The sequence below is a fragment of the Stenotrophomonas maltophilia group sp. RNC7 genome (assembly GCF_030910085.1).
Lineage (GTDB): Bacteria > Pseudomonadota > Gammaproteobacteria > Xanthomonadales > Xanthomonadaceae > Stenotrophomonas > Stenotrophomonas sepilia.
The window spans coordinates 1-1,879 of the sequence record NZ_JAVFVN010000739.1 but is presented as its reverse complement, the minus strand read 5'-3'; the positions used below and the strand labels follow the sequence as shown (position 1 = coordinate 1,879).

Below are 1,879 nucleotides of genomic sequence, written 5' to 3'. Positions count from 1 at the left end.
TTATCATTAAAAGCTGGAAACAGTTTATACCTATATTTTACTCCATAGACAAATTGTCCTCTACTTACATATAGAATAATCCAAACATTTTATACACAGAAAACAAAAATACAGATACCATACCATATAAAATAACAACCTTAGGTGCATTACATCTATTTAAAATCGCAACACCTAATAATGTAATCAGTAGCGGAATGAATAAAATCATCGCTACTCGCATAGCTAGTTGATCAAAGATAGGTTTTAATATGTCAATGTCAATAATGTCCACAAATTATCTTCCTCTCATGAAATATATTATCATTTTATAATAATTTAGCGTTTTAATTCAATCTATTAATTACTAAATATTAATGAATTCATCTATACAATACCTATTTGCCGTTTCAATTTTTCAACCCTAATTTTGCTACAACAGCAGATACATGTGAATATTTCTCTTTTCTGAAACACAATAATTCTAGTATAATAAATTTAACGAAAGAAAAATTAGAATTTTACAAATCAAAACAAAATATGTACTAACTCTTCTAAATTAAAAAACTTATGTTAATAAAAAAGAAAATTTATTAAAAAGGATGTTGAAATATGACTTCTATAAGTTCTATGCCCTATGCAGTACGAAAAAATGATTCTAACTGGATAAAAGATACCGCTGAAGATATTAAAAAATTAAGATTAAAACATGGAGACACTCATCCTTATTATGAATTAATTAAAGATAGCTTTTATTGCTATGGTTGCTATAAAAAATGGATAAAAGAAAATCATACTGAACCCTTTGATTATGCCCTACCTAAATTAACACATTATATATATGAAAACGGAAATAAAACCCACTTCAAACTCCGTCGCAAATCACAAGAGAAAAATCATGATCATCTCAAAGGCTGCTATTTTAATGATCCATCAGATTATTACAAAGAACTATCTGATTCTTTCGACCATATCGAAATTGCTGAAAAACAAACTGCCCGCCTCATCATATTAAATCGGATGAATCAAATATTAAAAACTGAAATTAGATCTTCCACAAAAGGTTTAGGAAAAACAATTAAACCTAAAGCTTCACACCTACAAACATTCGGTGCTCTGCAAGACATTTACAATCGCTACGGGGAAAGTTGGAGAGAATTACCTGTTATAACCGAAGATAATGAAACTAAAAAAATCGAAAATTTATTGCTATCTCCCGATGAAGCAATTGACTCATCTAAACAATACCCAAACAAAATCGCAATTGTATATGGAACAATACAAAGAGTTGAGGCTCGTAATAACGGTGGTTATATCAACATTGTATTTAAACAAGGCTCAAATAAATCCGATCGTCCATTTCGCTTGTCAGTATCACCTTATCATATTTATAATGAAACAGATTTACAATGCCTAGAAAATAGAAAAATCGGATGTTACGGGCGTTTAAAACATAATCAGGGCTTTTCACAAATAGAGTTATTTTCTTTACATCATCAAATTGTATTTTTAGATTTACAAAAAAGTGAACCTTGTCCTTTTAGAACACCCAGTATTAATATTGATCGAATTCAGAAACTACTTACACGTACAATGGAATTTCATCATAGTAAACTTCATTCATATCACCCTGGAATGTTTACTTTTCACAGACAAGCTCAATCGGATTTCAAGAAAATAAAACAAACAGTTCAAGAAACCCAACAAAAACAACAACTGCTTTTTCAGGAAAAAGAAATGAAAACCCAAGAGAAAAACAGTATGTCCGTCCTTCATAACACATTATTAATTGACACAGCAAATATAAAAAAGCAACTTCGCATTACAAAATCCAAAATCAAAGAAACAGAAAAACAATTCAGCAATAAATTCCGTAAATGGACTCGATTTATTTATGCTG

General features: G+C 29.5%; 2 protein-coding genes. One reads left to right on the top strand and one right to left on the bottom strand.

Annotation, left to right across the window (positions count from 1 at the left end):
- Window positions 1–64: 64 nt before the first annotated feature.
- On the bottom strand, window positions 65–274 hold the full coding sequence (locus RCF13_RS16370; RefSeq protein ID WP_000351252.1) for a hypothetical protein: 210 nt from the start codon (window positions 272–274) through the stop codon (window positions 65–67).
- 317 nt (window positions 275–591) lie between these two features.
- Here RCF13_RS16370 and RCF13_RS16365 point away from each other — a divergent pair.
- Window positions 592–1,879 (top strand): hypothetical protein (locus RCF13_RS16365; RefSeq protein WP_308141349.1); only part of this gene is annotated, 1,288 nt, incomplete at its 3' end.